At 41.8% G+C, this 25926-nt stretch carries 21 protein-coding genes; 9 read left to right on the top strand and 12 right to left on the bottom strand.

Annotated features, from left to right (window positions below):
• Positions 1 to 152: 152 nt before the first annotated feature.
• The 4 genes from LEP1GSC185_RS19330 to LEP1GSC185_RS19315 form a co-directional block, all read right to left on the bottom strand.
• Positions 153 to 1730, bottom strand: a complete 1578-nt coding sequence (locus tag LEP1GSC185_RS19330) for a cytidylyltransferase domain-containing protein (protein WP_008593276.1) — start codon at positions 1728 to 1730, stop codon at positions 153 to 155.
• Positions 1705 to 3264, bottom strand: coding sequence for a spiro-SPASM protein (locus tag LEP1GSC185_RS19325; RefSeq protein ID WP_008593179.1), 1560 nt, complete (start codon positions 3262 to 3264; stop codon positions 1705 to 1707). Before LEP1GSC185_RS19325 ends, LEP1GSC185_RS19330 begins: the two co-directional genes overlap by 26 nt.
• A 36-nt stretch (positions 3265 to 3300) precedes the next feature.
• The gene (locus LEP1GSC185_RS19320; protein WP_332306300.1) at positions 3301 to 4323 is read right to left on the bottom strand and encodes a putative peptidyl-prolyl cis-trans isomerase; all 1023 of its coding nucleotides are present in this window, start codon (positions 4321 to 4323) and stop codon (positions 3301 to 3303) included.
• Positions 4324 to 4387: 64 nt separating this feature from the next.
• A complete protein-coding gene (locus LEP1GSC185_RS19315; protein ID WP_008593161.1) occupies positions 4388 to 5611 on the bottom strand; it encodes an aspartate kinase in 1224 nt (407 codons plus the stop codon).
• Positions 5612 to 5750: 139 nt separating this feature from the next.
• Between LEP1GSC185_RS19315 and LEP1GSC185_RS19310 the strand changes: the two genes are divergently transcribed.
• Positions 5751 to 7571, top strand: a complete 1821-nt coding sequence (locus tag LEP1GSC185_RS19310) for a sodium:solute symporter family protein (RefSeq protein ID WP_024864075.1) — start codon at positions 5751 to 5753, stop codon at positions 7569 to 7571.
• On the opposite strand, the gene LEP1GSC185_RS19305 is transcribed toward LEP1GSC185_RS19310, so the two are convergent.
• Positions 7528 to 8061 carry a PaaI family thioesterase gene (locus tag LEP1GSC185_RS19305; protein WP_008593385.1) on the bottom strand — a complete coding sequence of 178 codons (534 nt, stop codon included), beginning with the start codon at positions 8059 to 8061 and terminating at the stop codon, positions 7528 to 7530. The genes LEP1GSC185_RS19310 and LEP1GSC185_RS19305 overlap by 44 nt on opposite strands.
• 298 nt (positions 8062 to 8359) lie before the next feature.
• Here LEP1GSC185_RS19305 and LEP1GSC185_RS19300 point away from each other — a divergent pair, with 298 nt between their 5' ends.
• A complete protein-coding gene (locus LEP1GSC185_RS19300; RefSeq protein WP_008593072.1) occupies positions 8360 to 9241 on the top strand; it encodes a bile acid:sodium symporter family protein in 882 nt (293 codons plus the stop codon).
• Positions 9242 to 9293: 52 nt separating this feature from the next.
• Here the strand turns inward: LEP1GSC185_RS19300 and LEP1GSC185_RS19295 are convergent, their stop codons facing one another.
• Genes LEP1GSC185_RS19295 through LEP1GSC185_RS19285 form a run of 3 tightly spaced genes read right to left on the bottom strand, consistent with a single transcriptional unit; the run spans position 9294 to position 12862 of the window.
• On the bottom strand, positions 9294 to 10703 hold the full coding sequence (locus LEP1GSC185_RS19295) for a pectin acetylesterase-family hydrolase (RefSeq protein WP_008593355.1): 1410 nt from the start codon (positions 10701 to 10703) through the stop codon (positions 9294 to 9296).
• Positions 10704 to 10730: 27 nt separating this feature from the next.
• Positions 10731 to 12137, bottom strand: a complete 1407-nt coding sequence (locus LEP1GSC185_RS19290) for a sensor histidine kinase (RefSeq protein ID WP_008593121.1) — start codon at positions 12135 to 12137, stop codon at positions 10731 to 10733.
• Positions 12134 to 12862, bottom strand: coding sequence for a LytR/AlgR family response regulator transcription factor (locus LEP1GSC185_RS19285; RefSeq protein ID WP_008593139.1), 729 nt, complete (start codon positions 12860 to 12862; stop codon positions 12134 to 12136). Before LEP1GSC185_RS19285 ends, LEP1GSC185_RS19290 begins: the two co-directional genes overlap by 4 nt.
• A gap of 777 nt (positions 12863 to 13639) precedes the next feature.
• Here LEP1GSC185_RS19285 and LEP1GSC185_RS19280 point away from each other — a divergent pair.
• The 3 genes from LEP1GSC185_RS19280 to LEP1GSC185_RS19265 all read left to right on the top strand — a co-directional run bounded on the left by LEP1GSC185_RS19280 (position 13640) and on the right by LEP1GSC185_RS19265 (position 15706).
• Positions 13640 to 14389 carry a YebC/PmpR family DNA-binding transcriptional regulator gene (locus LEP1GSC185_RS19280; RefSeq protein ID WP_008593359.1) on the top strand — a complete coding sequence of 250 codons (750 nt, stop codon included), beginning with the start codon at positions 13640 to 13642 and terminating at the stop codon, positions 14387 to 14389.
• 225 nt (positions 14390 to 14614) lie between these two features.
• The gene (locus LEP1GSC185_RS19270) at positions 14615 to 15100 is read left to right on the top strand and encodes a crossover junction endodeoxyribonuclease RuvC (protein WP_008593400.1); all 486 of its coding nucleotides are present in this window, start codon (positions 14615 to 14617) and stop codon (positions 15098 to 15100) included.
• 15 nt (positions 15101 to 15115) lie between these two features.
• Positions 15116 to 15706 (top strand): WG repeat-containing protein, encoded by a 591-nt coding sequence (locus LEP1GSC185_RS19265; protein ID WP_008593222.1) that lies wholly within the window; start codon positions 15116 to 15118, stop codon positions 15704 to 15706.
• Between the two features lie 12 nt (positions 15707 to 15718).
• Here LEP1GSC185_RS19265 and crcB read toward each other — a convergent pair whose 3' ends face one another.
• From crcB to LEP1GSC185_RS19250, 3 genes are read right to left on the bottom strand one after another with little or no spacing between them, the layout of a single operon-like run.
• A complete protein-coding gene (gene crcB / locus LEP1GSC185_RS19260) occupies positions 15719 to 16075 on the bottom strand; it encodes a fluoride efflux transporter CrcB (RefSeq protein ID WP_008593279.1) in 357 nt (118 codons plus the stop codon).
• Positions 16072 to 16848, bottom strand: coding sequence for a type III pantothenate kinase (locus tag LEP1GSC185_RS19255; protein WP_008593109.1), 777 nt, complete (start codon positions 16846 to 16848; stop codon positions 16072 to 16074). Before LEP1GSC185_RS19255 ends, crcB begins: the two co-directional genes overlap by 4 nt.
• 1 nt (position 16849) lies before the next feature.
• A complete protein-coding gene (locus tag LEP1GSC185_RS19250; RefSeq protein WP_008593317.1) occupies positions 16850 to 17599 on the bottom strand; it encodes a biotin--[acetyl-CoA-carboxylase] ligase in 750 nt (249 codons plus the stop codon).
• 170 nt (positions 17600 to 17769) lie between these two features.
• Here LEP1GSC185_RS19250 and LEP1GSC185_RS19245 point away from each other — a divergent pair, with 170 nt between their 5' ends.
• Both LEP1GSC185_RS19245 and LEP1GSC185_RS19240 read left to right on the top strand, forming a co-directional pair.
• Positions 17770 to 20907, top strand: coding sequence for an efflux RND transporter permease subunit (locus LEP1GSC185_RS19245; protein ID WP_050806130.1), 3138 nt, complete (start codon positions 17770 to 17772; stop codon positions 20905 to 20907).
• Positions 20885 to 22360, top strand: a complete 1476-nt coding sequence (locus tag LEP1GSC185_RS19240) for a TolC family protein (protein ID WP_008593323.1) — start codon at positions 20885 to 20887, stop codon at positions 22358 to 22360. The genes LEP1GSC185_RS19245 and LEP1GSC185_RS19240 overlap by 23 nt, the downstream gene beginning before the upstream one ends.
• A gap of 34 nt (positions 22361 to 22394) precedes the next feature.
• Here LEP1GSC185_RS19240 and LEP1GSC185_RS19235 read toward each other — a convergent pair whose 3' ends face one another.
• Complete coding sequence (locus tag LEP1GSC185_RS19235; RefSeq protein WP_008593098.1) at positions 22395 to 24155, bottom strand: acyl-CoA dehydrogenase family protein; 1761 nt, start codon at positions 24153 to 24155, stop codon at positions 22395 to 22397.
• A gap of 359 nt (positions 24156 to 24514) precedes the next feature.
• Between LEP1GSC185_RS19235 and msrB the strand changes: the two genes are divergently transcribed.
• Positions 24515 to 24910: a peptide-methionine (R)-S-oxide reductase MsrB gene (gene msrB / locus LEP1GSC185_RS19230; protein WP_198284275.1), complete on the top strand. Its 396-nt coding sequence runs from the start codon at positions 24515 to 24517 to the stop codon at positions 24908 to 24910.
• A gap of 91 nt (positions 24911 to 25001) precedes the next feature.
• The gene (locus tag LEP1GSC185_RS19225) at positions 25002 to 25898 is read left to right on the top strand and encodes an esterase/lipase family protein (protein ID WP_008593441.1); all 897 of its coding nucleotides are present in this window, start codon (positions 25002 to 25004) and stop codon (positions 25896 to 25898) included.
• The last annotated feature ends 28 nt before the right edge of the window (positions 25899 to 25926 follow it).

Genomic DNA, 25926 nt, shown 5'->3' with positions numbered 1-25926 from the left:
AATCGCATTCGCGATTTTTATGACCCCGGTTTGATCCCTCGCGGTTACTAAATTTAATATCGTACTTTCTTTGCGGCTTCGCGTCTCTGCGCGTTAATTTAATGATTTTTGATCTCACGCAGAGGCGCAAAGTCGCGGAGGGTTTTGGGCCTTTATAAAGAATCTATCTTATCTAAAAGAAGTTTATATCCATTTTCTCCGACTGTTTTTGTTCCCAAAGAGAACTTTGTCTCTCCGTTCAGATCCGTAAAAGAAACATTATATCTTTCTAAAATATTAGAAAGTTCTCGATGGATCGGAGAAATAGAAAAAGTAGCGCAAGGTATTTTTAAATACAAAGCCTCGAATAAGCTTTGGCCAAAATATCCTAAGAACTTTTCGGAAGATCGTAGTTTTTGCAGATACTGAACTCGTGAAAGTCTGGGAAAATATTCGATCTCTTTACTTTTTGGAGGAGTTCCTCCGATCCGGATTTTCTTTTTAGAAGAATTTCGAATTAGGAATTGATCCAGATTTTCGGATTCTTCTTTTCCTAAGCTTCCTGCGTAACAAAAGATCCCGTAATCTTTTGTTGGATTCTTTTTCTCACTTATAGCTGTTGAGATCAGATTCGGAGGAATTAAGATCTGTTCCCAGTCGAAGTTTGGATCATTTTGAGGATGAGGGAGAAGGTCCCAAAAATCGTATTTTTTTCGATCTTCTCCAAAATGGTCCAATAGTAAAACTTTTGTTTTTTTGTAAGAGACCGGTATTTCGATATCCCTATGGTCTATTAGAAGAATATTATATTCTCCGTCTTTTGGGAAAGACGAGATCCATTCGGGTTCCCAGCCTCTGTATGGTAAAAAGGAATACAAAAGGGAAGTTCTAGAGAAATGTCCGGAACCGAATTCTTTTGCGGGAGCGACCAATACTCCAATTTTTCCTTTGGTCGTTTGGTTCGGAGAAGGTAGACTAAATTTTACCTGAGGAACATCCAGATTTTTCCGAAAAAGAGAAGGCTCTTCCTTTTCCCATTCTAGAAATTCTTTTGTATTAAAATTGCCGATGATTTCAAAAGATTTCCGAGAAATTAACTCTGAGATCGTTTCAAAATCCTCAGGAGTGTCCACGGTCAGTCTGAAATTTGCTAATCTGGATCCTTCTTCTTTAGTTAGTAGGCTTGGGATTGCTGTGATTTTGTATCGATTCGGATCTTCTTTGATATGAATGCTAACATGTTCTTTATGTCTTTCTTCTTGTTGTGAGTCGGAAAGATCTAAAAGTGCAGAAGTTCTGAAAACTTCTCCTCCTGTTCCGAGGGGTAATCCTTTGAAGTATGCTAGATCCGAATCCGATTCTATAAATGTTTGGATGAGTAGATCTAAATGGGTTACATCATAAAACGGATTGTCTCCGGTCAGTCTTAGAATTGCATCCGCTTTATATTTTTCTGCGGCAAGAATGTATCTTTGGCGAACATCTTCCAAAGGCCCGGAGAAATGGTTCATATCCTTCTTTTCCAAAAAAGATACTAGTTCCGAATCTCCTTCCGGGATCAAATAAACGATCCTGGAATTCGGTAAGATCTTTAAGATCCGATCATGGATATGATCCAAGATAGTTTTATCCGAATCGAAAGGGATAGGACGGATTACTTTTTTAGGGAATCTTGTGGACCCGGTCCTCGCTTGTATAAAAGCGAATAAGGATCGGATCTCAGGTTTAGGCGTTGAATGTATACCACTCATCGCAGGAAATACAAGGGGCAGGGATTGATCCGTGCGCTCCTTTCGCGGAAGAAGTGAAAAACGGATTTCCTTTAGCCCAGATTTGTTCCAGGGATTCCTTGTTTATATTTCCGATAGAATGTTTTTTAGAGCCAGGGGTTTGTTTGCAGATGGAAACTTCTCCGTCCGCGTTCAAATATAGATCTCTGGAAATATGCCAGCAAAAGTCTCTACCTAAAGGTGTAAGGTCCGAGGCTCTGCGTTGAGGAAGAGTATCCGAATAAGAATTATATTTTTGTAAAATAATTTCGTATCCTTCTTTTTGGGCTTGTTCGTACCAAGAATCCAACTCTGCATCGACTTCCCTGATTTTCAGGAACTGCAAATGAATGGAGGACTTAGGTAAAACCTGAGAGACTGCGGATAGGTTTTGTAAAACTTTTGCCAGATTGTCCCTTCCATAAAGTTCGGAATAAGCCTTTTTATCTCTTGTGGTCAGGTTTACGATCAAGCTGATCTTATTCTTTTCCTCTTCTTTTAATGAAGAAAGCAATTTGATGAATCCGGAGAGATCCGAATATAAAGCGGATTCAATGAACAGTTCTTTTAGATTTGCGAAAGCGAGAGTTTTTTGAACAAGTTCAGGAAAGTTTGGATGTAGAGTAGGTTCTCCTAATCCGCCAAAACATACGTTATAAGGAAGTCCAAGGTTCTCCGCCTGAGACAAAAGTTTATCTAAAACTTGAGGATCTAAAATTATATTATCATTCTCCGGTTTTAGATTTTGTCTAGGGCAAAAATTACATTCGTATTCGCAGCCTCTGTACAACTCAACTTCGTAGTAGCTTGGAGCTGAACGGAAGATCTCAGGACGAGAGATTAGGAAGGATTGGATCTCATCATACTTCCAGTTTTCCTTCTCCTTTAGAAAAGAAGATAACAGTCGGAAAGATCTCGGATTGTTTGCAGAGAAATCTAATCTCCATTGCCTGAGATCGGGAGAAGTATAAAAAATTTCAGTATCGAATTGGTTGATATTTTTTGCCAAAAAATCTTGGGTCCCGCCTGCGTATCCGTTTGGTAAACTTCTTACAAATTCTCTGGAGAGAATTCTAGGCACAATACCCGAAGGAAGATTTTCGGAATAAGAATACTGAGCCAGATACTTTTCGTGACGAAGTACCAATTCTTCCGTAAGAGCCGGGTCAAGCATAGGTGCAAAACCATCGAAAACCAGAAAACAGGTCTCGTCCCATTCCGGATCTCCCGTTCTGGAATCAGGAAGTCTATCGCAGATCTTGGAGAAAAATTCCGCTTCCGATCCGGATTCAATAATTATAAAATCAGAATATTCTAATTGATTGGAGGTCTTTTTGGATTCATCCGCTGATCCGATCTTTCGATTGGAATATACGGGAATTCCTTTTAAAACGGAGGATAATTTTTTAAGGGTAAGTTCTAAATAGAGAAGCTGATTTGCCTGATCTACATTTCCTTTTACGGTTATAAGATCTTCTTTTAGATAAAATACGACTGCTTGGGGGGGGAATTTCATATTCTATAGGATTTGTTTCGCTGAAGATTTCAGAACTTAATCCAGGGTGAAGGTCTCTTGTTGGTCCGGGATCTTGTTCTCTTTTTTATACGCTTCGTCGAAGATCTGTATCGGCACAGTGGACCTAGATTCTCTTACCCATTTTATAAAATTTTCGTCTTCTTTTTCGCGGCCGAGAAGATTTATGATCCCTTGGCGAACGTTCTCTAAAGGAGTGGGTCTTTTACCTTCTACCTTGACGATACAATAACGTTTTCTTTCGTCTCTGAATACTTCCGAAACGGAACCGACAGGAACGGTAGATAATGCAACTGCAACGGAACGATTCGTCTTATATAGTTCGAAAGAAGAAACCCAATCCATAAGTCCTTTTCTGGCTCTTAAGTTTGCATCCGTATTTCTAGGAGAACCTGCGATCAACCCGAAAGAAGCAGGATCTGACAGAACATTCTTTTTAATCTCGGTCGCTTCTTTGTGGATTCTGGATTCTTCGGTAATGGAATCATTATTGGGAGAGATTGCGATCTGTCTGTATTGGACTTCGAATCCTACCTTCTCTCTATTTTGAGCATACCATGTACGAATATCTTTGTCCGACGGTGGGTGATTCGGCACCTTGTATTGCATGAGCTGAGTTTTTTTGATCTGATAAGGAAGTTCCGTATACCAAAGCTCGTAAGACATTCCGGAGCTGGACTCGACCGCCTTTTCGAATTGTTTACGAGAGGTGATTCCCATAAACTCCATTCTTTTTTCGATCTCGCTTTCTAATCTTTTTTCATTCACTTGGATGGATTCGTCTTCTGCAATGGAATCCACTACCGCTCTATCGATTAAAAAATCTATGATACGAGTGCGTAAAGATTTTCTCATATCCTCGTTTTTGAGGTATTTGGTAAGTTTTTGGTATTTATCTTGAGCATCGTCGAAATCCAACTCGCTGATGGATTGGTTTCCAACGGTTGCAATGATCTTATTTAGGGATTCTGCTGGCCGGATCTCCGAAGTGAATACACTTAGAGAAACTAAACCGGAGAATAAGGCGAGTTTGCGCGAAATCGAAGCTGAGGATGCGGGAAAAAATCCTAACACAGGGAAAAGGATGCTCCCGATCCTCTCTTGTTCAACCGTTTTTCGAAAGCCCGAAGGTCTCGTGGATCTTGTTTACGGCAGTTTCTGCATGAATTCTTGGGATCACGCAGGATATTTTGATCTCTGAAGTGGAGATCATTTCGATATTGATCTCTTTTTCTGCCAGAGCTTTGAACATTTGAGCGGCGACTCCTACATGGGATTTCATTCCGATCCCTACTGCAGAAACGATAGAAATCTCTTCGTTTATCTCCGGCTTTTTTGCTCCCTGAGAATTGGAGAAGGATTCCAAAATTGGAAGCGCCTGGCCTAGATCTTTTTTAGGAATAGTGAAAGAGATAGTATTCCTTCCATTATAAGGAGAAGATTGAACGATCACATCTACAAGAATATCCTTGGAGCTTAGATCTCCGAATAGAACTGCTGCAAGCCCCGGTTTATCAGGAACATCCGCGATTGTAATTCTGGCTTGGTCGTTCTTTGCGGTGACTCCGCTTACTTTCAATTTTTCCATAATTTTGTCCTCGTTTACAACCAAAGTTCCCGGATTATTATTAAAGCTGGAACGTACATGAATGACGACATCGTAATTCATTCCCAACTCCACACTTCTGGAATGAAGAACACCAGCGCCTAGGCTTGCAAGTTCCAACATCTCCTCATAAGTGATTTGAGAATGTTTAGTGGCTTGGGGAACCACTCTTGGATCGGCGGTATAAACCCCGTCCACATCAGTATAAATCTCACATTCTTTTGCGCCAAGTACGGCGGCTAACGCTACCGCAGAAGTATCCGAACCGCCTCTCCCTAGGGTAGTGATGTTTTCGTTTTGGTCTATCCCTTGGAAACCTGCTACGATCACAACGTTTCCTTCGTTTAATGCTGCGTCTATTCTGGAACGATCTACTCCTTGGATCTTTGCATTGGAGAAGTTTCCGTCCGTGATCATTTTGATCTGGGAACCTGTGAATGATTTTGCAGGAACTCCAATATCCCAAAGAGCCATTGCAAGAAGAGAAATAGAAACCTGCTCCCCTGTGGACAATAACATGTCCATCTCTCTTTTAGGAGGATTTTTAGTGATCTTATCGGCAAGGTCCACGAGCTCGTCCGTCGTATGTCCCATTGCGGAAACGACTACGACAACATGGTTGCCTTCTTCATGATAACGTTTGATTCTACCGGCTACGTTCCGGATGCGATCGGGAGATCCTACAGATGTTCCCCCATACTTTTGGACGATTATGTTTGCCATCGCTGCCAACCATCTTTTTGGGCTTGGGGCGGGGATCAAGATAAATCAAATCCGGAAGGCTGGAAAGAATCCTTGTTTTCAAGGAAAGTCGGCCGATCTTTATGGAGAGTTCTCCCTTGTTCGGGAGAAGGGGGACCCCATTTTTTCTCCTATTGATTGGTATCTGATCTTAGCTTATATCATTTTTGCTTTTTCGGTCGGACTTCTTCTTTCCTCTAAGGCCGGAGAAAGTTTGAGTTCTTATTTCGTTGCGGACAGAAAACTTCCTTGGTGGTGGCTCGGAACTTCTATGGTCGCGACTACGTTTGCCGCGGACACTCCTTTGGTCATTACTGGCATGGTTGCTGCGGATGGCGTAGGCGGGAACTGGCTCTGGTGGAGTTGGGCGATCGGTTATCTGATCATTACTGTTTTCTTTGCCGCCTCCTGGAGAAAGGCAGAAGTTCTTACGGATGTTGAATTCGTAGAATTAAGATATTCCGGAACTGGAGCCGCGATCCTAAGAGCAGCAAAAGCATTCTTCTTAAGTATCCTTTTTAATTCTATCATATTGGGCTGGGTCTTTAAGGCAATGTCCAAGATCACCGCTCCATTCTTAGATTGGAACGTATTGCTTGGCTCAGAAGTATTCGGATCTATCTCCGGAGCTTGGCCAAGCTTTTTAATATTAGGAGATTTGAATACTACACTTACAGTACTTATACTTTTTTCAGTCGTAGTTTTTTATAGTAGTATGGGCGGGATCCAAGGTGTGATCCTGACGGACTTATTCCAATTTGCTTTAGGAATAAGTGGCGCAGTCGTATTTGCAGTCTTTGCGGTCCAATACGTAGGCGGTTTAGAAGGTCTGTATTCCAAATTAGAAACTCTGTATCCCGGAAAATCGGAATCCATCATTTCTTTTTGGCCAAGGATAGGAGAAGAAGAGCATGGACTTCCTCTTCAAGTTTTTCTAATATTCATAGGTGTACAGTGGTGGATCCAATATCATTCGGACGGATCGGGATATTTAGCGCAGAGATTACATACCGCAAAAACACCTAGGGATGCGGAATTAGGTTCTCTTTGGTTTAATATCGCTAATTTTATTTTGCGCACCTGGCCTTGGGTATTAACGGGTCTCGTATGTTTGGTAGTATTCCCTTTGCATGATGCGGATCTATTCCAACCGGCAGGAAGTGTCGTTCAGTCGGATAGAGAGATTGCATATCCGGTGCTAATGAAGATAGTTCTGCCTGCTGGATGTTTGGGATTGGTGTTTGTAAGTTTGATGGCTGCATTCATGTCTACGGCGGATACTCATATCAACTGGGGAGCTAGTTATTTAGTAAACGATCTATATTTAAGATTTCTAAAACCGAATGCCGGAAACAAAGAAACTGTCGTAGCAGGAAGGATTGCGGTAGTCTTAATGGCGGGAATCGCTATCTTAGTAGCAACCCAAATGAACTCCATCGCTTCCGCGTGGAAATTTTTCTTAGCAATGGCGTCCGGTTTGGGGCTTCCTCAGATCTTAAGATGGATCTGGTGGAGAGCTAACGCTTGGACGGAATTATCCGGAATGGGAACAGCTTTAGTTCTTTCATTCATTTTATATAAAGTATATCCGGATGTAAACGCGGATTATCTCCTATTTTTCACTGCATTAGGAAGTGTAATCGTTTCGATTTTAGTGACTTTTCTTACCGCTCCGGTTCCGGACGAAGTATTAGACGCATTCGTAAACAAGCTGCACCCTTTTGGCTTCTGGGGAAGATGGGGTGGAGTATCCGCTCGCAAAAATTTCTATTCCAGAATAAGGATCTGGTTATTGTCGATTTTTTCCTTATACGCCTGGCTTTTCGGAATAGGATATCTTCTGCAATTGAAATATACATTGGGCACAGTGTTCCTAATATTCGGAGTGATTTCCGGACTTATAGTCTTGAAGTTATGGGAAAAGAAGGATTCAGTTTCCTGATATAAATTGTCTTTTTAACGATCGCGACTTTTTGGCCATCCGGATCTAAGATCTCAATTTGATAGATCCGGGAGGTTTTCTTTTTAGCTCCGCATTCTTCGCGGATGGATCTTATATCTTCGTGAGAAACTTTCGTTTCGGCGATCAGGTCTTGATTACTTGCTTTCAGAAAATCAATCTCTGCTTTTGTGTCTAAAACAAGATATTCAGGACCCAAGCTTTCCGATATAGAGTAAACATACAATGGATCCACGAATGCGTAGATTGCTCCGCCGAAATGGAATCCATTATAACCTTTGGTTTTATTGTTAAAAGGAAATCGGACTTTTAGTCTTAGAAGATCTTCCGAAACAAACTCGAATCTGGGGCCGAGCCTATGATAGACGGGCCAATTATTACGGATCATTCTATTAAATCTAAATAGTTTCCATTTTTCTAATATTCTTTTGAAAAACCCCGGCTTAGAGTCGGAGAGGGATAATACGTGCATTTGTCGCTCCGGTCGTATTAGAATATTTCCTTTTCTGGAAATATTTAGTTTTATGTCAAACTAAATGAAATTGTTTGGATTCAGGACCTTTTCATTGGTCGGATTACTGGAACGGTTCCCTTTGACGATTTGATGAAAATTTTAGGGTCTTTGGATTAGAAACCAGTTCGGACTGGGGAGAAAAAAAGCTTTTCAGCCCAGGGCTTTCCGGTCAGTAAGATACGTTCCCGGAAATAAGAGCCGAGATTCTTCTCGGTGATAAAAATAATAAAACAGGTGTTATGTTAAGGAGAGAATCATGCAACTAGGTGCAGTCGAAAAGGGGCTACTTCCGGCTCTTTTGGCAATCGTAATGCTCGGAATGGGTTTCGGGCTAGCAGTCGGAGATTTTAGACGGATTTTTACAACTCCTCTCCAAACTTTGGTCGGTACCTTGGGCCATTTCGTCATCATGCCCTTGGCAGCATACGCGGTCGTATTGATCTTAGGTTTGGAATACGAACTCGCGTTAGGCGTCATTCTTGTAGGATCTTGCCCTAGTGGGACTACTTCTAATTTGATCAATTATTTGGCAAAGGGAGACGTTGCTCTTGCTGTTGTGATCACGGCACTTTCCACACTTCTCTGTCCGTTGTTGACACCAGTGATCGTCGCATTTTTCGGTTCGTTATTGGATTCAACCGGTTCCAGTGTTATGCAGATCTCCTTTGTGGAAATGCTTAAGACTGTTGTGGTGATCATTGTCCTTCCGATTTCGATCGGCATGGCTGTAAAACATAAGTTCCCTAACTTTGCTCAGAAGATAGAGACTCCTTATAAAATATTCTCCATTCTGTTTTTAGTTTTCGTAGTCGCTTTTGTAACTTATAAGAACAGGGACAATTTTATAGAAATGGTCCTTTTAGTGGGATTTGCGGTCATTCTTCATAACACTTTCGGATTTATAGCAGGTTATTTTTTCCCTAAAATATTGGGGATTGCAGAGAAGCAGGCGAGAACCATCTCTATCGAAGTTGCGATCCAAAATACTACTCTTGGTATGACTCTTGCGATCCAATTTTTCGGTCCTAAGGTAGCTCTTCCGTCTGCAATTTTCAGCATTTGGATGTACATTGCAGGAATTATGATGGCACTTTTCTGGGGTTACGTTGTCCCTTTAAAAGAAGAAAAAGCGGCTTAAAAGTAGAATGAAAAAAAGAAGGCGGCAATATGTCCGCCTTCTCCGAGAGAGATTATAGTAGAAGATTAACTAACGCGAACCAGAAATTCGTTACGTTTGCATCGTTCGGGTTCACACTTTCAAAGAAACTTCTGAAAGTGGAACTTCCTAATAGATAATCGTTAATGAAGGTCCCGAGTGTAATTCCGGTATTTTCTATTTCAGTTCCGGTAAATTCCACAATAGAAGTACAATGGCTTTCATTGATACTTCTATAATACGGTATAAAATATTCGAGATTCGGATATCTATCGTATTGAGCCTTCAAATTCTCGATGTCCTGTGCCCAGAGAGTGGAAATGATGTATTCCTTATCTGCAGGATTGTTCTCGTCCAATCCATAAAATCTTGCATAAGAATACATTGAATAATTGGCATCTCTTCTGAATAAAGTGATCGCCAGTTTATCATTCGGATATTTTTGAGCGAGCGCCTCGCTGATCTTTCCATAGTCGGCACGAATGTCCACGGAAGGAAAATCAGGCTGGGCTTTGCCGATAAAATACTCGGTATTCCAGGCATCTTTGATTTTTTGCTGCAAAGGCCACTGATTACCGAATCCAGGCGCGGGAAAGATAGGTCCTGAATCATTCAATAGATAACTTTTAGAAGGACTTAAAGCTTTTCTAATGAAGTGATAATTGATCAAAGAGCCGGCTCCCCCTGCGCTACATCCGGAAACAAACATCTCCTTAGGTTTGTTAAAGTTGTTTTTCAGCCAATCGATGACCAACTCCATATTTTTGGCACCTACGTGACGATAGGTGATCGGGGGATTTTGTCCGGTCGGATCCGAATATGTTGCAACCTTATTTCCCGAATACACATCTCCGGTGCAGTAAGGAATAAACACTTTGTTCCAATTGGAAGTTTTCACATTTTGTCCGGTAGGGTGGTTTCTTAATATGATCGGAGAGATCACCGCATTTGGACTTCCACCTGGAACGTTCGGATCTATAAACGCTCCGAAGTTCATATGGTTATCAGGAATTCCGTTAGGATTTGCAGCTCCTCTGATACCAGTTTGTCCCGTACAACTTTCGTAATCCCAACAAGCGCCTCCAGGTTCCAAATATACCAACAATCTGCTGGAATATCCTAACAGCCAATCCAAGATCCCATCTGCACGATCTACGAATATTTTGTAAGGAGTTCCGTTGCTACATACTGCACCAGGAATATACACTACATCGTAAGATCCATAGACAACGCTTGTTAGATCGTCCAAAATATTTTGGGCTTTCGGATCCGTGTTATCTAATCCTCCCAGATTTCCGGTTCCCTTCTCAGGAGTTTCTAAAAGTCCTCCTAATAAAGCCAGGTCTTGGGTATTGTTCGTATTTTGATCAGGGCTACAGTAAAATGACGTTACGGATAACGCTAGTACTATTCCTCCCAACCAAATTCTCTTCACATCTTTCATTTTGATTTGCCTCCAGTTCTTAACTCCCTATTTCGCTTTTGATTGCGGAAATTCTAATATTACCTGGGCACCCCCGAGTGTTTCGGAGTTACCTAGGCGGATACGTATTCCCATTCTATCTAATAACTTTTTAGCCAATGCGAGTCCGATCCCGCTTGAGGATTCGGAGCCGGTAGGCTTTGCGGAAAGGATAGAAAATTCCCTGAACATATCTTTTTCGTCTTCTGGTTGGAATCCCGGTCCTGAATCTTCAATTTTGATAATTAGGGTTTTCTCATATATTTCCGAGACGAGTTCGCTTTTGAGAGAAATCTCAGAATTTACAGGAGAGAATTTGGCGGCGTTACTTAGTAGGTTATCGAATACTCTATACAGTATCTGAGGATTCGCTTGAAAGTAGAAGTTATATTCGGAGAGATTGTCTTCTACACTTATGTTCTTAGAGGAGAATAGGAAGTTCAGATTACAGGCTACCGATCTTAATAATAATTCCGGATTTAATTTTTGGATTCGGTTCTCGATCGTTTCCGTATCTCCTGAACTTGCTAGATATAAAACGTCTTCGATAGATTCCAAAATTTTGCGGGAAGTTCTATCTATATGATCCAAAATTTCAGGCGGATCCGCATAAGAAGACGCGACTCGATTTACGGGAATATGGCTCGGCTCTCTTGTATAAAGTCCTACTAAACTTAAGATCCCTGTGACAGGACTTTTAAGATCATGGATGGCTATTCTTAAAATTTCAGATTTTTTAATGGATTCCATTACCAGTTTTCGATTCAGATCTCTGATAGATTGTTCCTTATGGAAAGAATTCACCTTGGTGAGAAAGCTGATCAGATCCAATAAGACGGTCATGACCATGGTGAAGAAAAAGTTCTGGATCAGAAAAGATGAGTTTTTTCCTAACCAGAACATAGCTACGAAGAATACCGCGTAATTAGTGAAATAGATTATCTTCTTAGTTTTATCCGGATAACGAAGAAGCACTGCGATGCCGAGCTGAGTGAATGCAAATAGCGAAATATCCGTCCCGAATTGAAAGATCAGCAGGTTCATCGCTGTTCCTGCGGAAGTTAAAAATAAGGTTCCGGCTACTGTGATCCATCTTCTGCTGTTTTCGTTTTTTAGGATCGGAAAATTGAGTAGAGCGGTAAAAAGAAAACAACCGGGAATAAAAATTGAGTTATAGATCAAGAGAGGGAAGTATCCGGAATTTTTCAGGAAGTCGGTCCAGTCTAAGACCGCGAAGGGAATATAAACTATGAATAGAAATGGAAACAGATATCTGAGTATAAGATACACTTCGAAATAAGCGGACCGTATGAATTCTTCGTTGTTCTTTACTTCTCTTAGTATCTGAAAATGTTTCTTTATAGATAATATAAAGTTTTTGGTCCTAAATCGAATTGCAACATAGAAGTTTTTCACGGCAGACCTAACACCTTGTGATTCGAATTTTTGAATATTGAGAGAAGTTTGCTTCCTTGAGATCGACTAACGGGAATACTATGATCCGTATGAAGTAGAAGTCGGTAGGTAGTTGGCGTCTTAAATAAGATCTTTTTGACTTCGTCCAACCGGACCAAATAACTTCTGTGGGCTCTGAAAAATCCATGAGCTTCCAAATCTTTTTGGAGTTGGTCCAAGGTTTTTCTGACCTTCTCTACACTTCCGTCTTTTGTGAATAATCTTGCGTAATTTCTTTCCGATCTTGCGAATACTATATTTTCAGGTTCGATTAGATTGATCCCTTCTTCTTTTTTGAGAGGGATTCCTTTTGGAGAGAATACATTCGGATGTGAAGAAAGATATCTTTGGATAGAAATCCCGAATCTTTCTCTTGTGATCGGCTTCGGTAGGAAATCCAACACTGAAAATTCGAAAGCTTTTACAGCGTTGTCTCTTTCGGAAGATACTATGACGGTTTGGAAAAAACTTCTGCTTTCGATTTCTAAAAGTTTGAAACCGGTCTCCCCTTGCAGATTAATATCTAAGAATAATAAATCCAACGGATTTTTGCGTATAAATTCCGCCGCAGATTCAGGGTCCGAAACTGCATGAATACTTTGTATTCTTTCATTCAAAAACTCTTTCGCTAAAATTTCCAAACAGCGAGAGGATAATATATCATCTTCTACGATTAGGATTCGCATACGCGGGAGTTTACTCCAGGTTCTAAAACTAGTCAATTTATTAGGGACAAAGAGATCGCATCGGGGGACGAATGGATCGTTTTATGTAAAACAATTGTTATTAATAACAATTGAATTTTTTGTACTGATCTCAGTGACAGGAGGTTATACGTTATGCGAAATATAAGAAATGCTGGAGAAGACCTATATTTTCTCTGCAAGTAGAAACCATGTGGGAATTCCAACGTGGTTTGAGGACGTAAAATTCTGTTGATCTTTAATGAGAATTGTGGTAAGGGCAATCGTATCGAATGCCTTTGAGGTACCACCATACCGGCCCCCACCCAAGACAGGGTGGGGAGATCTTTTCTTAAAATTGAGTCCTGATATACTGTTGATCCCGCATATAGTTTTGCGGCAGCGATGCACAGGGCCTTAGTCCGGGCTTGCCCGGATGAGCGCAAATACGCGAACCCGTAGCAGCGCGATCCGAGCGTGCGAGGAGCCGCCCTAAGCTTTCGGAAGAATTTTAAAAATTTATAATATTCTTTCGCTTTTTTCAGGTTTTAGTTAGATCGGGACTTGGTTGATTTTTGTTTGATTGGTAGATTTGGATTTTATTGGAAAGGTTTGGCATTTTGTTTGGATTTCTTCGGAGATGATGGGTCCAAAAAGGATGGACAGGCTGGAAAAACTGGGTTTTGTTGAAAAAGTGGGACCGGTTTTTAGCCGGCTTTCCTGTTTTTGATCTTATATATTTTTTAAACCGATCTATTCTTAAATATAAGGGGAAATCCGATGTCCGGGCATAGTAAATGGGCAACGATTAAACGCAAAAAAGACGCTATCGATTCTAAAAGAGGGGCAATTTTTACTAAGGTGGTCAAGGAGATCACTGTTGCGGCTCGCATGGGCGGGGGGGATATAAATACCAACCCAAGATTACGACTCGCAGTTTTGAAGGCGAAGGCCAGTAACATGCCTAAAGACAATATCGACCGGGCCATCAAAAAAGGGACCGGAGAGTTGGAAGGTGTAGTGTATGAAGAATGCCTTTATGAATGTTTCGGTCCTGGTGGGACTGCGATCATGGTGGAAGCGGTTACCGATAAAAAATCAAGGACTACTCCGGAAATCAAAAGTATTCTAACCAAGTTAGGCGGGTCTTTGGCGACTACCGGCAGCGTTAGTCGCCTTTTTGAGCGGAAGGGGATTATCGTAATTCCTTCCGATCAAATTTCCGAAGAGGAATTATTCGAGTTAGCCGTTGGTGCAGGCGCGGAAGATGTTCAGAACGAGGGAGAAGTTTTTAGAGTAGTAACTTCTCCGGATGACTATGAAGCCGTTCAGACTGCTTTGAATGATAAAGGGATAAAGTCCGAAGAATCGGAGATTAAATTCGTAGCCCTGGTCGGTGCGGAAGTTTCCGACAAGGAAGTTGCAGAAAAAGTAATGAAGCTGATCGACAACTTGGAAGGTCACGATGATGTTCAAGGAGTGAACTCTAACTTCGAACTTTCTTCGGAATTAGAAAAAGAATTCGGCTAAAATTTTTCTCCGACTTTTCTTTTTCTAGGGCCTGCGGACTTTTGTTGGAATTCCAACAAAGTTTTGCATTAGGAAACGTGGTTGTCGGTTTGAGGGATTTGTGATAGAGGGGAATGGGCTCTCCCACGAGCCACTCCCCCCACCCGAAGCCGGGCGGGGGCGCCCCTTTGCCCATGTAGGAATTCCTACAACTTAAAGCAAAATTTTAACTCAGGAGTCTTTTTGGTGAAAATTTTAGGAATAGACCCTGGGTCCCATCGTCTAGGTTATTCCGTTCTTCAAAAAGATAAATCCGTAATTCGTGTTCTCACTTACGGCACGATAGAAGTTCCGAGTGGAACAAAAAGTCCCGTCAATTTGATCGCGATTCGCAGACAATTGGACGCCATTTTGGATGAGTACCATCCTGATCTGGCTTCTGTGGAAGAATTGTTTTTTGCTAAGAATAGAACGACAGCCGCTAGAGTTTATGAGGCGAGAGGGGTCGTTTTACTTACATTAGGAGAACATAATATTCCGTTGGTCGAACCGACTGCTTCTCAGATCAAAAAGGGAACTACAGGAAGTGGGACCGCGGACAAAAAGGATATTAAAGCTGCTTTAAAACTTCTTTTGGGTCTGGAAAATTTGACCGGACATGACGATTCTTGGGATGCTATTGCGTCTGCTTATGTAGGTTTCGCTATGAGCGGCTCTTTTAGAAATAAATGATATATTGGAGGATCTATGGATCGAAAAATTTACCTCTTTGTACTTCTGGCTTTTTTGCCTTTGATTGCTTTTTGTTCTAAAAAATTACAACTAGTCTCTTTCGAAGAGAACGGTATTTACGGTTATAAGGACCAGAACGGAAAAGTCCAGATATCCCCTCAGTATTCCATCTCTTATGATTTTAATGAGAACGGCGTAGGTTTTGCTTTTGGTAAAGACGGGTGGGTTTGTTTAGATCCTGAAAACAAAGTTTTATTAAATGCTTTTGCTTTCGATAACGGCCCGGATGAATTTTCAGAAGGTTTGGCTCGATTCGTAGAAAATTCTAAATTTGGATTTTTTGATTCTTCCTGTAAGAAGGTTATAGAGGCAAATTACGATTTTGCTTTTCAGATCCAGCAAGGTTTTTCCATAGTTTGTAACGATTGTAAGTCCGTTAGTGATGGAGAACATTCTCGTATCGAAGGCGGCAAATACGGTCTGATCGATAAAACAGGTAAAGTTGTTGTGCCGATTGAATATGATTCTCTTTCTGAAATCGATCCGGAAACTAAAACCTTAAAAGGTTCTAAAGGTGGTACTAAAAAAGAGATCCGTCTTCCTTAAGCGAAATCTTTTTTACTTACTCAAGTAGATGCCCAGCAGCACGGCAGTAATACATACTATCGTGCTGAGCAATATATATGCAAAAAAACTAAAATAGCTTCCTGATTGGAGTAGTTTTAGGTTTTCTAAAGCAAAAGCAGAAAAGGTCGTAAATCCTCCGCAAAATCCCACAGTTGCAAACAATCTAGCTTCTTCAGATATCTTTCCTTGTGATAGTCCGTAAAATACCCCAATGAGAAGCGATCCGGCTATATTTACCGCAAATGTGGAAAGTGGAAATAGGCCGGATTCTTTAGAGATCGTTTGAGATATCATATATCTGCAAACCGATCCTAAAAATCCTCCCAGCCCTACGATCAACAGATTCATTTTGCATTATCTTCGTATAATATTTGTAATCCCCTTAAAGTAAGCAGGGGTTCTATTTTATCGAAAATTTTAGGATTCGCCGCATGGATAGTGGTAACTAGTCCACCGGTCCCGATCACTCTATAATCGTTTCCGTAAGCTGCTCTTACTTCTTTGATGATACCTTCTAAAAGGCCTATCCATCCGAAAAAGAATCCAGCTTGGATAGATTCTATAGTAGAATCCCCTAATATTTTCGAAGGAGCTTGGAATACGATTGGAGGTAATTGAGCGGTGTTTCTGGTCAATGCGTCCATCGAGCCTTTGAGTCCAGGAGCGATCACTCCACCCAAATAATCTGGAGTATCATCCACTACGCAAAATGTGGTAGCAGTTCCTAAATCGATGATGATCGATTTTCCCGGGTGATCCTTCACTGCGGCGGCGGCATTCACTAATCTATCGGCGCCGATCTCGAAAGGTCTGGGATACTTGATCCCGAAAGGTAACTTCATTTGGTACTGAACTCTGATCGGTTCTATTTGGAACCAATCATGGATCATTCTTTCTAGGATAGGATTTAATTGAGGAACAACGGAGGAATAGATGCCGCCTACGATCTGGCTACTATCTATTTCGAATTCTCGCAAAAAGCCCTTGAGATAAAGTCCCATTTCGTCGGAAGTCCTATCTCTTCGAGTAACTGTTCTTCTATGGAAAATCGGCTCTTTGGAACCGTTCTTATAAATACCAAAGACAGTGTTGGTATTGCCGACATCGATTACTAGAATCATTCTATCCCAAGGACCTAAAATCCTCGGGGCTGTCAATGAATTCGACCATGTTTCCGACCGAGGTCCGAGCTAATAATTTCCCCTCTTCATTCACACCTAAAAGAGTGGCAGTTTTTTGTTCTCCATTTTCAGTCCAGGCGATCGTTTCTCCCTTCCAGAGAAGTTTTTCATTGATGAATTCTATTCTTCTTTCTCCATCTGAAATTGCTAATACTGCATCATTTAGAAAGGGAAGTAAAGTTTCTAAAAATCGGCTTCTTCTTCCTTTTTCATTTGGATCATCCGTGATGAATCCCGCATCAATCAGATAATCCGGAATTTCAGTACCGTAAAGATTCGCTCCTATCCCAAGGATCCAATCCCAAACTTCTCCTTCTTTTTCCGTTTCGATCAATATACCGCAGACTTTTTTTCCATCTAAATAAATATCGTTCGGCCATTTGATCTTAAGATCTTTTTTGCTGGCAGAAGGGTATATAGACAAAATCGCCTTTGCTACCGCGACTCCAACATATAGGGAGAATAGCCCAGGTGAAGCTAGGTTGGAATCAGAGGAGAATTTACCAGAAAAAATAAAAGGTTCTTCTCCCAAAATACTCCATGATTTTCCTTTTCTTCCCCTTCCGGAAGATTGAAAATCCGCTAGGATCCAAGACCCAGGTGGGAATTCCTTTCCTTTTAGGATGGTATTCGTGGAACCTGCTTCTGAGAGAAATATTCCTTTTTCGGGATCCAATAATTGAAACGACATGAGTTTTGTTTAGTACACTTTTCTGATCTTTCGGACAAGAAAAAATCTGGCACTTATGCGAAAAAGACAGGTCCTATAACTAAACAAAAATCCCTCCCTACAAATACAGATAGAAAGAGGTTCCTTTGAAGCTTTCTGAGGTTTCTATTCGCAATCCGATTTTTGCATGGATGATGATGGCGGCTATCATCCTGCTCGGAAGTATCGGCTTCTCCCGTATGGGTCTTTCTCAGATGCCAGACGTGGACTTCCCGATCGTAAACGTTACTCTCAACTTGACCGGGGCAAACGCTCAGGTTATGGAGACGGACGTAGTCGACCCTATCGAAGAAGTCCTAATGACTGTCCAGGGTGTGGTAGAGGTTCGCTCAGTTTCCACGGACGGTTCCGCTACAATCACCGTCGAGTTGGAACTCAAACGTGATGTGGATGTTGCCGTCCAAGAGATCCAAACTAAGATCGCCCAGGTAAGTAATAAACTTCCTGATGATCTAGACCCGGCGATCATTATGAAATCCAATCCGGACGACCAGCCGATCATCTGGGTTGCGTTGACCGCTCCGAATAGAAGCGATCAGGAAAAAATGGTCTTTGTTAAGACTAGGCTAAAAGATAAGTTCCAAGAAATTCCCGGCGTAGGAGAGATCATCCTCGGCGGTTACGTGGACCGCACCATCAATGTGTTTTTGGATCCGATCCGACTCTTGAGAGCGGAACTTACCGTAAACGATATCATTAATACATTAACGGAACAGAATATAGAAGTTCCGTCCGGTAGAGTACAAAATAAACTCTCCGAAGTTTCTTTAAGGGCAGTGGGAGACGTTCCGACTGTAGAACAATTTTCTAATATATATATCAACTCCAGAAGCGGCGCGGCGATGTTCCGCCCGGTTCGTTTGAGAGAAGTTGCCAAGATCGAAGACGGTCTGGATGAGATCCGAAGAATTTCTAGATTTAACGGAGTTTCTGCAGTTGGTCTAGGAATCAAAAAGATTAAAGGTGCAAACGCGGTAGAAGTCGGAGACCTTGTAAAGGAAAAGGTGGAAGAACTAAGATCGAGTCTTCCTTCCGGATTCGAACTGAATATCTCCAATGATAACACTACATTTATCAGGGACTCGGTCCACGAATTAGTCTTTACTCTTATACTTTCTGCAGTGCTGACCGGGGTGGTATGTAGATTGTTTTTAGGGAATTGGAGCAGTACTTGGAACGTCCTTCTTGCAATCCCTACTTCCGTGATGGGAACTTTTTTGATCCTATATTTTGCGGGTTTTACTTTAAATACTTTCACTCTGCTTGGACTTTCTTTGGCCACCGGTATAGTCGTCGATGATGCTATCATGGTATTGGAAAATATCAGTAGGCATAGAGAATCCGGAAAAACCTGGTTTCAGGCTGCATTGGATGGTGCATCCGAGATACGATTCGCAGCGTTAGCCGCTACACTTGCGATCATAGCAATATTCCTTCCGGTTGCATTTATGTCCGGGATTATTGGACGTTACTTTTTGGAATTCGGAGTTACTGTTTCGGTAGCGGTCGCTCTTTCTCTTTTTGAAGCTCTTAGTTTTACTCCGATGAGAGCTTCCCGCTATAGAGAAAGTAAGGAAGCTCAGAAAAAACAAAGATCCAAATCACCGTTTACTTTACCTGCGGATACTTTTTTCTCTAAATTAAAGACCATCGCGGATCGTTTTTCCTTTTTCAAAAGAATGGATCCTGTCATTGAGAACTTTCTACAATTCTCCGAGCGGGTTTACGGAAGAGTTTTAGAATTCGTAATTCGTAAACCGGGAACTGTGATTGTCTCTTCCATTCTGTTCTTTGCATTCTCCCTTATCTTTTTGTTCTTACTAAAGAAGGAGTTCATTCCTCCTCAAGACATGGGAAGATTTATTGTTCGAGCAAAAATGCCTATAGGTTCTTCTATCATTCGTACGGACGAAGCAATGAAGAAGGTGGAAAATTATCTAAGCACTCGCCCAATCGTGGAAAAATATCTGAGTAATGTGGGCGGAATGGGAGGAACGGAATCCAATACCGGTATGTTCTTCGTTACCATGAAGGATATGGGAAATCGCCCTAAGAGCAAAAAAACAGGAAGAGAGATCACTCAATCCGAAGTGTTTGCCGAGTTCAGAAAAGATCTGAAAGAACTTGTGCCTGAAGCAAAATTTTCCGTCCAAGATCTTTCTCAAAGAGGTTTCAGTGCGGGAAGAGGTTATCCTGTTGAGTTGGTCCTAACAGGACCTGATTGGGGCACACTTGCAAAACTTTCCGATTCGATCCGAGAAAAATTAGATTCTTCTAAAACGATTTTGGATATAGATACGGATTATGTTTCCGGACAGCCTGAAGTAAAAATTTTACCGAACAGGGAAGCGGCTGCAATCCGCGGTGTGAGTATGGCGAATATAGGCAATACGATCGGACCTTTAATGGGAGGACGTAACGTAAGTCGTTTTACTGAGAACGGTAGGAGTTTTGACGTTAGGGTCAAGATAGATAAGGATAAAGGAGAAAGCACCGATATCATTCCGAACATCGGGGTTAGGAACACTTACGGAGAGATTGTTCGCCTAAAAGATGTTTTGGTACTGCAGCCGACCAATACTCTCAAAAATATCACCAGAGTGAATCGGGATAGATCCATTAAAATTTTTGGAAATCCTCCAAAGGAAAAAGGACAGACCTGGGCAACCAACGAAGCGATCCGGATCGCGAAAGAAATGCTTCCGGAAGGTTATCATGTGGAAGTTACCGGTTCCGCAAAAACCGCTTCCGAGTCGCAGTCCAGTTTGTCTGGAGCTTTGATCTTAGGAATTATAATGTCCTTTATGATCTTAGCGAGTCAGTTCAATAGTCTAAAACAGCCTTTTTATATTCTTCTTTCCATGCCTTTCAGTTTTTCAGGCGCGTTAATCGCTCTTTTTATCGCAGGGCAGTCCTTCAATATGTATAGCTTTATCGGATTGATCCTGCTCTTGGGACTCGTTAAGAAGAATTCAATTCTTCTCGTGGAATTTGTGAATCATGTAAGAGGCGAAGGTAGGAATATTGCGGATGCGATTCGGATCGGGTGTCCTGTCCGTTTAAGGCCGGTGCTCATGACAACATTCTCTTCGATTGCGGCTGCTATTCCCCCCGCTTTGGCTTTAGGCCCGGGAGCGGAAACTAGGATACCGATGGCGATCACCATTTTAGGCGGTTTGGTTGTTTCAACATTGATCACTCTGGTGGTCGTTCCTGCCGCTTATTATCTTATGGAAAATGAGAAAGATGAAGTACGTAGATACTCTTAATAATTACAGAAAAGTAATATTATCTTGCCTTGCTTGTTTGCTTATCTTGGAGTGCGCTTCCAGTCCGGAAGTAAAAGTTGCAGACGGAGTAGTTGAGGAAAGTTTAAAAAATATTACCGGGATTACCACACAGGATGTGGAAAAAACGGTCGCGAAAGAAACGTTCGGTTTGGATGATCTTTATATTCTCGCAGTGGAAAGAACGGAAAGGATTGCGTTGAAAAACGAGGCAACGGAACAGGCTTTAGCGCAGAAGGATAAGGCATTCGCAGGTTTTATGCCGACTCTTTCTTATGTGTTCAATAAGTTCTATTCGGTTCCAGGTCATACTCAACAACCTTCCATTATAGATAATTATAAAACTTATAAGGCGATCCAAAGTGGAGATCCTCTTTCTTTATTACCTTCTTCCAGTTCGGGGAGTAATTTACCTCCTACTGTGGGAGCCGGTTCTCGTTTGTTATTAAGTATTCCGATCTCTGCGGGACTTTCTTCTTACCAAGATTACAGAGCCTCCAAAAGTTTAGCGGAGCAAAGAAGATTGGAAGCAAAACATGAAGCAGGCAGAATGTATTTGGAAATCGCTCAAGCTTACTTCAACTTTTTACAATTGGAAGAAAGTGTTAAAATTTCACAGGAAGCCTACGAGTTGAACCAAGACTCTTTGCAAGAAAGGAAAAGAATGTATGCGGTTGGAAGGATCATGAGGTCCGACCTACTGAATTCGGAGACTAGTCTTTCCAATGCGGAAGCGGTTCTTGCGGATGCAAAATTCCAATTAGAGCAGGTGCGTATCACATTAGCCACGATGGTGGGTTATGAGAAACCGATCTCCGTCGCAGGATTCAAAGCTGACTTGGAGCCTATACCGACCGGAATGGAACCCGAAGAATATTTGGCGAAAAGATACGATGTACTTTCCGCCTACCAAAGCGTAAAGGTTGCAGATGCGCAAAAGGATAAGGCCTGGGTGGGTTTTGCCCCTACAATTGCATTAAACAATTATTATTCTTTTCCGTATCCCGGCCAAACTCATTCCAAGGATGTCACCGCTCAATTGCAGATCACGATGCCTCTGACACCATTTTCTCAGATGGCGGATCTGAAAGCGGCTGATTCCGCGAAAAAACAAGCGAAGTTAACAGCGTCCCAAACTAGGAGAACCGCCACTCAAGAAATCCGTAATGCTTTCGAAAGCTTTAAGAATTCCCAAAAGATATTAGCGATCTACCAGAAAGCATTTACATTCGCTCAAGAGACTTCTCAAAGCCAGGCAAGCGGCTATCGATCCGGCAGAAACAGTAGGATAGAAGCGATTGCCTCCAGGATTGCAATGTTAAACGCTGAGATTACTTATCGAAAAATGTTACACCAACATTCTTTGAACCGTATCGCTCTAGGAGTTGCAATTGGGGAAATTCCTCATCTTCCCGGAGAAAAAAAAGAAGAATAAAAGAACGGCCGACGATCGCCGGCCGTTCTTTATTTTAAACCGCCGCTGCTTGCCGGTTCGCTCTTTCCAAACGTAAAAGATTTCCTTCTGCAATAGCCAAGGAATCTATATTATAATCTTGTGAATGTTTGGTTCTCTGTTTTTTAAGCTCGCCATCCACTTGGCCCAGAGATTTTTCTAATAACATTCCAGCTACAAATCTGGCCGCTATCTCTACAGTTTCGAAAGCGAGTTCGTCTTTTGTAAAACCGTCTCCTATCGACTTATAAGAATGAACTGCTTGTTCCAATTTTTCCCAAAGGGATCTAAGATCCGTAGAGGGAGAAAATTTGGACATTTCTTCTTCTGCGTAAGCTCTTAGGTGCCCGCTCGCTGCCATTCCTGAAACCACACCTCCGATTGCCGCTACGATCTGCAACTGAGTAGTACCTTCGTAAATTGTAGTGATTCTACTGTCCCTATAGATCCTTGCCACATCGTAATCCTCGGTGTATCCGCTTCCGCCGTGGATTTGGATTGCGTCTGACGCAAGCGCCACACAACCTTCGGAAGCGTAATATTTGCTAAGAGGAGTGAATAAGTCCGCGAGTTTTTCCCAACGACGGATCGTTTCGTCTTGGTTAACATCTCTCTCGCTCTTACCTTCTTCTTTGAGCATTCTTTCCTTTCTCCAATGATAAAGGTCGATCGCTCTTCCTGTTTCGGAAACAAGGCATCTTGTTGCTAAAATTTCTCTTTCCATCTTGTCCAAAATTTTCCGGACTGCTGGGATCTTCTCTATTGGTTTGCCGAATTGTATTCTTTCCGACGCATATTTTTTTGCTTCGAAATATGCGGCAGTTCCAATTCCCAACGATTGGGTTGCGATTGTGAGTCTCGCAGCATTCATCATACCCATGGAATATTTTACAAGACCGTAGCCGGTTTTTCCGATCAGAAGTCCTGGAGAATTCTCAAAGACTACTTCGCAGGTAGGAGAACAATGTAATCCCATCTTATGTTCGATCCCGGCGACATGAACGTCTTTCCCTTGTACTAAAAAGAAAGAAAGTCCTCTTGCTCCGCTTTCGGGACTTCCTGTTCTCGCTAACGTAAGGATTACGGAAGGGGAATCCACATAGCCGCAGGCATGAGTGATAAAACGTTTTGCTCCGTTAATTCTCCAAGTGCCGTCAGGATCTTGAGTGGCTCTAGTTTGCACATTCGGCAGATCGGAACCGTAGTTAGGTTCGGTTAAGGCCATGGCAGCGCTGAATTTTCCTGCGGCGATCTGAGGCAACCATTCATTGCACATTTCGTCGGAAGCATATCTTTCCATGATCTCGACTATATTAATATTCCCGTATGCTAAACAAAATGCTGCATCTGCTCTGGCAGCTATTTCGCACATCATCGACTGCACAGTCGCGGGTAGACCTAAACCTCCGTATTTTCTGGAGATGGAGATTGGCATAAGCCCTGCATCCTTTAAGGTTTTATAACATTCTTCCTGTGCTTTCGGGAATGTGACTTTACCGTTCTCATACTTTAGACCGGTCTGGTCCATTTCCTTACTACGAGGAGCCACAAAGTCTCCCATAATTTCTCCTAAAGCATCCACCGTAGATTTGTAATAATCTATCGCTTCCTGTACCGTGGAAGGCGCATATGCATATCTTTCATCGTTAGTTTGCTTGTATTTGGATGCATCATGGAAATCGCCTTCGTATGCTGCTACGATCTCCTTCCAATCTATAAGATGATCAAAATGAGTTTGTAAGTCGGTGTTATCCTGGAAATAATTTCCTTGAATCATTTGTATACTCCCTGTCGCTTAAGGTATTTAGGTGTACTGCTTTATTAAGGTTGTGTCAAGTATTACCTGAATGCTTCGTTTTTGGAAGGTTGACTTTGGTTTGTAATACGAACAAAGAAGAAGGACCGAACAGGTGTTTGGAATAATGTTTGAGCTTTACAACTATAACAACACAATAATTTAACTCTTTAAGACCACGGTTTAGAAGTAACCTTTTCGGAGAGAAATCGAAGTTATCCGTCGAGGATAGAATTATGAATAAAATCGGGCTGGGTATCGGTTTTGTATATTTAGTAGGAATCGTTTTGTCAGGATGTTCCGAATCCATAGGAGCTCCAAAAGATAATAAAGGAGGTAAGATGAAATACGAAGTACAGAAGTCAGAGGATGAATGGAAAAAAGTCCTAAGTCCGGACCAATATCGGATCATTAGGGAAAAAGGGACAGAAAGAGCGTTTACGGGAGAATATTACTATAATAAGGAAAAAGGAAAATACCTTTGTGCTGCCTGCGGAGCCGAGTTATTTAGTTCGGATACTAAGTATGAATCCGGGAGCGGCTGGCCTTCTTTTTATAAACCGGCGGCAGAAAAATCAATCCAATCAGAAACGGACACAAGTCATGGCATGACTCGCACAGAAGTTCTATGCGCCAGATGCGGAGGGCATTTAGGACATGTATTCCCTGACGGTCCTGAACCGACTGGTCTAAGATATTGTATCAATTCTGCTTCTTTAAAATTCAAAAAAGATTAAGACTAGAAAAGCCTGCAAAATTCTGTTTGCGCCTCGGAGCTGAGAATGGATTCTACCGTAGGGCGGGATTTTCGCCCGCGGTAGAAACCGAATGAAGAGAGACCATCTTACTTACCTTCCCGAAAAAGGGAATATCCGTCCTGTAATTGTACAACATTTAGCCGAGATCTATCACCATATATATTATTTTTTCTGTCATATCCTGGGGATCTTTATAGAACTTCCGGATCATACCGAAGGATACAAGCGCCCTATCGTATGTGTTTCCGGATTTTTAGGAAGAGGTCTGACCTGGACCGCGATGCGTAAACATCTAATCTCTCTTGGGCATCCTGTGTATGTAGTCCCACTTGGATTCCAAACCGGCAATATCCGTAAAAAAAGTAAGATACTTGAGAATTTTCTAATAGAGAAGAATATCAAAGACTGTTATCTGATCTGTCACTCCATGGGAGGACTTATTGCTGCAGGTTTAAGTTATAAAGGAAGAGACAGGGTCCGAAAAATTTTCGTAGTGGGATCGCCTATGCACGGGACTTATATGGCCTATCTCGCTCCAATCTTCCCTTGCACCTGGCAAATGATGCCCGGATCTAAATTAGTGAAGGAAGTTGTAGAAACTTATTCAAAATTTCATAATGTACAAGCAGTATTTACAAAGGGAGAAGGTATCGTCCGTCCTTGGGAAAGCGCTACCTTAGGCCATTTTGACGACGTAGAGATCCCTGAATACGGACATTTGAATTTATATTTAGGACCTCTTGGAATAGAATGCCTGGGCTCCCTTGTCACTTCAGAAGAAAAGAAAGACCCGCTACCAATCAAACAAAAGCCTGTCGTTAAGGAAGAAGCTAAGAAAGAGACGGTTACATCTGTTCCTTCCAAAAAGGTCAGTCCTAAGACAACTGCGGCTAAGAAAGCAAGTCCTGCCAAAAAGAAAACGGCTAAAGCTTCTCCTAAAAAAGCAAAACCAAAAAAGAAACGTTAAACTTCTTTATTATTTCGGCGGAAAATAC

Source organism: Leptospira licerasiae serovar Varillal str. VAR 010, assembly GCF_000244755.1.
In the GTDB taxonomy this organism is placed as follows: Bacteria; Spirochaetota; Leptospiria; order Leptospirales; family Leptospiraceae; genus Leptospira_B; species Leptospira_B licerasiae.
This window is presented reverse-complemented; position numbering and strand designations above follow the sequence as displayed.

Coding starts and splice junctions, on each gene's coding strand:
- LEP1GSC185_RS19330 (WP_008593276.1), bottom strand. CDS start 1,730: ATGAGTGGTATACATTCAACGCCTAAACCTGAGATCCGATCCTTATTC.
- LEP1GSC185_RS19325 (WP_008593179.1), bottom strand. CDS start 3,264: ATGAAATTCCCCCCCCAAGCAGTCGTATTTTATCTAAAAGAAGATCTT.
- LEP1GSC185_RS19315 (WP_008593161.1), bottom strand. CDS start 5,611: ATGGCAAACATAATCGTCCAAAAGTATGGGGGAACATCTGTAGGATCT.
- LEP1GSC185_RS19305 (WP_008593385.1), bottom strand. CDS start 8,061: ATGCACGTATTATCCCTCTCCGACTCTAAGCCGGGGTTTTTCAAAAGA.
- LEP1GSC185_RS19300 (WP_008593072.1), top strand. CDS start 8,360: ATGCAACTAGGTGCAGTCGAAAAGGGGCTACTTCCGGCTCTTTTGGCA.
- LEP1GSC185_RS19295 (WP_008593355.1), bottom strand. CDS start 10,703: ATGAAAGATGTGAAGAGAATTTGGTTGGGAGGAATAGTACTAGCGTTA.
- LEP1GSC185_RS19285 (WP_008593139.1), bottom strand. CDS start 12,862: ATGCGAATCCTAATCGTAGAAGATGATATATTATCCTCTCGCTGTTTG.
- LEP1GSC185_RS19280 (WP_008593359.1), top strand. CDS start 13,640: ATGTCCGGGCATAGTAAATGGGCAACGATTAAACGCAAAAAAGACGCT.
- LEP1GSC185_RS19265 (WP_008593222.1), top strand. CDS start 15,116: ATGGATCGAAAAATTTACCTCTTTGTACTTCTGGCTTTTTTGCCTTTG.
- crcB (WP_008593279.1), bottom strand. CDS start 16,075: ATGAATCTGTTGATCGTAGGGCTGGGAGGATTTTTAGGATCGGTTTGC.
- LEP1GSC185_RS19255 (WP_008593109.1), bottom strand. CDS start 16,848: ATGATTCTAGTAATCGATGTCGGCAATACCAACACTGTCTTTGGTATT.
- LEP1GSC185_RS19250 (WP_008593317.1), bottom strand. CDS start 17,599: ATGTCGTTTCAATTATTGGATCCCGAAAAAGGAATATTTCTCTCAGAA.
- LEP1GSC185_RS19245 (WP_050806130.1), top strand. CDS start 17,770: ATGATGATGGCGGCTATCATCCTGCTCGGAAGTATCGGCTTCTCCCGT.
- LEP1GSC185_RS19240 (WP_008593323.1), top strand. CDS start 20,885: ATGAAGTACGTAGATACTCTTAATAATTACAGAAAAGTAATATTATCT.
- LEP1GSC185_RS19235 (WP_008593098.1), bottom strand. CDS start 24,155: ATGATTCAAGGAAATTATTTCCAGGATAACACCGACTTACAAACTCAT.
- msrB (WP_198284275.1), top strand. CDS start 24,515: ATGAAATACGAAGTACAGAAGTCAGAGGATGAATGGAAAAAAGTCCTA.
- LEP1GSC185_RS19225 (WP_008593441.1), top strand. CDS start 25,002: ATGAAGAGAGACCATCTTACTTACCTTCCCGAAAAAGGGAATATCCGT.